Below are 5,763 nucleotides of genomic sequence, written 5' to 3'. Positions count from 1 at the left end.
CCCCAACTTATTACTAAGCTGGGGTTTAGTTAAATGGGGTTGGCGGCTACCTACTCTCCCGCCTTTGACAGCAGTACCATTGGCGCTACGGGGCTTAACTTCTCTGTTCGGAATGGGAAGAGGTGAACACCCGCGCTATAACCACCATTGCTTTTCGTTCATAGCCATCTGCTAGGAGCGCCTTGAGCATTTTCAAGGATATATCTTAAAGTTCTGTTTCCAAGCGTGAAGCTTATTTCATATTGACAAAAATGGAAGAGAGAATAATAAATGGTTTAGAGAACTGGAGTTTAAGAAAGCGAACGGGCAATTAGTAAAGCTCGGCTTTGGTGTTTCCACCTTTACACCTGCTTCCTATCAACGTCATCATCTTTAACGGCCCTTAAAAGAAGTCTCATCTTGAGGTGAGTTTCGCACTTAGATGCTTTCAGCGCTTATCTCGACCAAGCGTAGCTACCCTGCGCTGCATCTGGCGATACAACAGGTGCACCAGCGGCTTGTCCAACCCGGTCCTCTCGTACTAAGGTCAGGTCCTCTCAAACTTCTTACGCCCACAACAGATAGGGACCGAACTGTCTCACGACGTTCTGAACCCAGCTCGCGTGCCACTTTAATCGGCGAACAGCCGAACCCTTGGGACCTTCTCCAGCCCCAGGACGTGACGAGCCGACATCGAGGTGCCAAACCTCCCCGTCGATATGAGCTCTTGGGGGAGATCAGCCTGTTATCCCCGGCGTACCTTTTATCCTTTGAGCGATGGCCCTTCCATGCGGAACCACCGGATCACTATATCCGTCTTTCGACCCTGCTCGGCTTGTAGGCCTCACAGTCAAGCACCCTTCTGCTATTGCACTCTGCGCACGGTTACCAAGCGTGCTGAGGGTACCTTTGAAAGCCTCCGTTACTCTTTTGGAGGCGACCACCCCAGTCAAACTACCCACCAAACAATGTCTCCGTTTCCCAGATTAGGCTCCAAGTAACTCAAGGGTGGTATTTCAACGTTGTCTCCACGATGCCTGGCGACACCGCTTCATAGACTCCCACCTATCCTACACATGAGTTACCCAGAGTCAATGTTAAGCTATAGTAAAGGTGCACGGGGTCTTTCCGTCCCGTTGCGGGTACTCGGCATCTTCACCGAGACTACAATTTCACCGAGCTCACGGCTGAGACAGCGCCCAGATCGTTACACCATTCGTGCAGGTCGGAACTTACCCGACAAGGAATTTCGCTACCTTAGGACCGTTATAGTTACGGCCGCCGTTTACTGGGGCTTCGATTCAGAGCTTCGCCTTGCGGCTAACCCCCCCTCTTAACCTTCCAGCACCGGGCAGGTGTCAGGCCATATACTTCATCTTTCGATTTCGCATAGCCATGTGTTTGTGTTAAACAGTCGCCTGGGCCTTTTCACTGCGGCTTCTTGTATTGCTACAAGGAAGCGCCCCTTCTCCCGAAGTTACAGGGCCATTTTGCCGAGTTCCTTGGCCGTGATTCACTCGAGCGCCTTAGGATACTCTCCTCGACTACCTGTGTCGGTTTGCGGTACGGGCAGCTTTATTGTAAACGCTTAGCGGGTTTTCTTGGAAGTCTGATTAGGGTCATTATCTCCGTGGCCGAAGCCGTGGAGTACTATCAGCTTTCAGCTAGTCTGGCGGATTTGCCTACCAAACCAATACCTACGGCTTTCAACGCACTATTCCGTCAGTGCGCAGACCTTTCACTACTCCGTCACCACATCACTCAATAAAGCTGGTACAGGAATATTAACCTGTTGTCCATCGGCTTAACCTTTCGGTTTTGTCTTAGGACCCGACTAACCCTGAACCGATTAGCGTTGTTCAGGAAACCTTAGTCTTACGGCGTGCGGGTTTCTCACCCGCATTATCGTTACTTATGCCTACATTTGCTTTTCTCTGCGCTCCAGCATCCATTACCAGACACCTTCACTGCACAGAGAATGCTCCCCTACCACTGCATTACTGCAATCCATAGCTTCGGTATTATGCTTGATGCCCGATTATTATCGATGCCCTGTCGCTCGACCAGTGAGCTGTTACGCACTCTTTAAATGAATGGCTGCTTCCAAGCCAACATCCTGGCTGTCAATGCAACTGGACCTCCTTTGTTCAACTTAGCATAAATTTAGGGACCTTAGCTGATGGTCTGGGTTCTTTCCCTCTCGGCCCTGGACCTTAGCACCCAGAGCCTCACTCCCGAGTATATCTACTAGCATTCGGAGTTCATCAGGATTCGGTAGGCTTTGACACCCCCTAGTCCTATTGGTAGCTCTACCTCTAGCAGACTCAACCTCGAGGCTGTTCCTAAAAACATTTCGGGGAGTACGAGCTATTTCTCAGTTTGATTGGCCTTTCACCCCTACCCACAACTCATCCAAAAACTTTTCAACGTTAACTGGTTCGGTCCTCCATTGAGTGTTACCTCAACTTCAACCTGGTCATGGGTAGATCACAAAGTTTCGCGTCTACCCCCTCTGACTGTGCGCCCTGTTCAGACTCGCTTTCGCTGCGGCTCCGTCCATCTATAGACTTAACCTTGCCAGAGAGGAGTAACTCGTAGGCTCATTATGCAAAAGGCACGCCGTCAGCCCACGAAAGGCCTCCGACCGCTTGTAAGCGCATGGTTTCAGGTTCTATTTCACTCCTTTATTCAAGGTTCTTTTCACCTTTCCCTCACGGTACTGGTTCACTATCGGTGTCTTGAAAGTATTTAGCCTTACCGGATGGTACCGGCAGATTCAGACGGGATTTCTCTGGTCCCGCCCTACTCAGGATACCACTAGAGCTAAAAAGCTTACGCTGACGGGGCTATCACCCTCTATGGCCTACCTTTCCAGGTAGTTTAGCTTCCTTTTTTAGTCTCATGTCGTGGTCCTACAACCCCCAACTGGCCGTAACCAGGTGGGTTTGGGCTCTTTCCCTTTCGCTCGCCACTACTCAGGAAATCATTATTATTTTCTCTTCCTCCGGGTACTTAGATGTTTCAGTTCTCCGGGTTCGCTCCCCTAAGGGTGACTAGTCTTCAACTAGCCGGGTTGCCCCATTCAGAAATCTGCGGATCACCTCGTATGTGCCAATCCCCGCAGCTTATCGCAGCTTATCACGTCTTTCATCGCCTTCAAGACCCTAGGCATCCCCCATACGCCCTTTGTAACTTTCTTAAAATATTATTCTTTGTTCACTTATACATTGCTGTAGGTGAACTCGGTTACTATTAAACTTATGTTCAATACTCTAGTATTATTCTCTCTTGCCAAAATGTCAAAGAACTTTATCATAATTATTCCTTCCTGCTGTACTGCCTTTTCGTGTAGAATAAGACAGGAGCCAGTTAAGATCCTCATGTTTAGAAGTAAAAACCTGCCGTCTTTACTTGGTGTTTTGTAATCAGTGGAGAATAACGGAGTCGAACCGTTGACCTCCTGCGTGCAAAGCAGGCGCTCTAGCCAGCTGAGCTAATCCCCCATAGTATTATGAGTGGGCCTGCGTGGACTCGAACCACGGACCTCTACATTATCAGTGTAGCGCTCTAACCACCTGAGCTACAAGCCCGTAATCTTGTGCCTTCGCACGCTGATCTCTTCATTACGTTGATATTTTTGAATAAAAGGAAAAGAAAAAACAAACCTGACAACTTGTTTATAAACCTGGCGGTTTATAAATAGTCGCCTGTAAAAGGCGTCTTGACAAGCGATCAGCTCCAGAAAGGAGGTGATCCAGCCGCACCTTCCGGTACGGCTACCTTGTTACGACTTAGCCCCAGTTACCAGTTTTACCCTAAACGGCTCCTTTAACGGGCACCGTCTTCAGGTCTCCCTGACTTCCATGGCTTGACGGGCGGTGTGTACAAGGCCCGGGAACGTATTCACCGCGTCATTGCTGATACGCGATTACTAGCGATTCCAGCTTCACGAAGTCGAGTTGCAGACTTCGATCCGAACTGAGAGCGGCTTTTTGAGATTGGCATCCTGTCACCAGGTAGCAACCCTCTGTACCGCCCATTGTAGCACGTGTGTAGCCCTAGGCGTAAGGGCCATGATGACCTGACGTCATCCCCACCTTCCTCACTGCTTGCGCAGGCAGTCTCTTTAGAGTCCCCACCATAATGTGCTGGCAACTAAAGATAGGGGTTGCGCTCGTTGCGGGACTTAACCCAACACCTCACGGCACGAGCTGACGACGGCCATGCAGCACCTTGCTTTGTGTCCCGAAGGAAAGCCTCATCTCTGAGGCGGTCACGCGCATTCTAGCCTAGGTAAGGTTCCTCGCGTATCATCGAATTAAACCACATGCTCCACCGCTTGTGCGGGCCCCCGTCAATTCCTTTGAGTTTCACCCTTGCGGGCGTACTCCCCAGGTGGATTACTTAACGCTTTCGCTAAGACGCCGACTGTTTATCGCCGACATCGAGTAATCATCGTTTACGGCGTGGACTACCAGGGTATCTAATCCTGTTCGCTCCCCACGCTTTCGTGCCTCAGCGTCAGTTACAGCCTAGTTAGCTGCCTACGCAATCGGAGTTCTTGATAGTATCTATGCATTTCACCGCTACACTATCAATTCCGCCAACCTCGTCTGTACTCAAGCCCGTCAGTATCAATGGCAGTTCTCCAGTTGAGCTGGAGGCTTTCACCACTGACTTAACGGGCCGCCTACGCACCCTTTAAACCCAATAAATCCGGACAACGCTTGCACCCTCCGTATTACCGCGGCTGCTGGCACGGAGTTAGCCGGTGCTTATTCATCTAGTACCGTCAGTTTCCCACGCATGGGCGTTTTCTTCCTAGATAAAAGCAGTTTACAACCCAGAAGGCCTTCATCCTGCACGCGGCATGGCTGGGTCAGAGTTGCCTCCATTGCCCAATATTCCCTACTGCTGCCTCCCGTAGGAGTCTGGTCCGTATCTCAGTACCAGTGTGGGGGATCATCCTCTCAGAACCCCTAGCCATCGTAGCCTTGGTAGGCCGTTACCCTACCAACTAGCTAATGGCACGCATGCCCATCTTAAACCAATAAATCTTTAACTATCTTCAGATGCCATCAAATAGTATTATGCGGTATTAATCTCCCTTTCGGAAGGCTATCCCCCAGTTTAAGGTAGGTTGCATACGCGTTACGCACCCGTGCGCCACTGATTTAAGTATTGCTACTTAAACCCGTTCGACTTGCATGTATTAGGCCTGCCGCTAGCGTTCATCCTGAGCCAGGATCAAACTCTCCATTGTATAAATTAATTTACAACTACCCCGGAAGGTAGTCTATGTAGTATGCTTGATCGCTTAACGCTCTTGTTTGTGACAAAGAAACCCTTGCTAATAAATTAACAATTGCACTTTGCGGTTTGTCTTTTCTTTTTCCAACTATTCAAAGAACTTTTTTACAAGACATCTTCCTGTAAATCGGGCTGCTCACCGTCTTTCAAACTAAGCAAGCAACCTATTCATCATCACTCTTTTTTATCTTATCCCCTCAACCCTTCCGGTGAAGCTATTCTCTCTTTTTTATTTTCCTACTCAATAAGCTTCGTTATTTTTCGGTGTGCAAAGGTCTTATTTTTATTTTAAACTACCAAATCTTTTTTCAAAAAATCTGAAGCTTTTTTTCAGAACCTGGCTTTAAAATCCCGCTTTATTATTAGCAGCTTTTCGTTACCAGATGACCTTTTCAGCATTTCAATTCTTTTCCCTTTCTTCGTTCAGATTGGGAGTGCAAAGATGCAGGCATTTTTTCTTTCTTCCAAATTTTA

At 48.7% G+C, this 5,763-nt stretch carries 2 tRNA genes and 3 rRNA genes; all 5 read right to left on the bottom strand.

The features are described from left to right. Positions 1 to 37: 37 nt before the first annotated feature. Positions 38 to 149, bottom strand: a 5S ribosomal RNA gene (rrf, locus tag ACFPIB_RS17450). Positions 150 to 290: 141 nt separating this feature from the next. Then, positions 291 to 3,178 (bottom strand): 23S ribosomal RNA (locus tag ACFPIB_RS17445). A gap of 230 nt (positions 3,179 to 3,408) precedes the next feature. Continuing rightward, positions 3,409 to 3,482, bottom strand: a tRNA-Ala gene (locus tag ACFPIB_RS17440). 13 nt (positions 3,483 to 3,495) lie between these two features. Then, positions 3,496 to 3,569, bottom strand: a tRNA-Ile gene (locus ACFPIB_RS17435). Positions 3,570 to 3,721: 152 nt separating this feature from the next. Continuing rightward, positions 3,722 to 5,242: ribosomal RNA gene (locus ACFPIB_RS17430) — 16S ribosomal RNA — on the bottom strand. The 16S, 23S and 5S rRNA genes sit together here with 2 tRNA genes alongside, the layout of an rRNA operon. Positions 5,243 to 5,763: the final 521 nt, after the last annotated feature.

The organism is Adhaeribacter terreus, from assembly GCF_042657365.1.
Taxonomy (GTDB): Bacteria; Bacteroidota; Bacteroidia; order Cytophagales; family Hymenobacteraceae; genus Adhaeribacter_A; species Adhaeribacter_A terreus.
The sequence above is the reverse complement of the archived record's forward strand: the minus strand, read 5'-3'. Positions and strand labels throughout refer to the sequence as shown.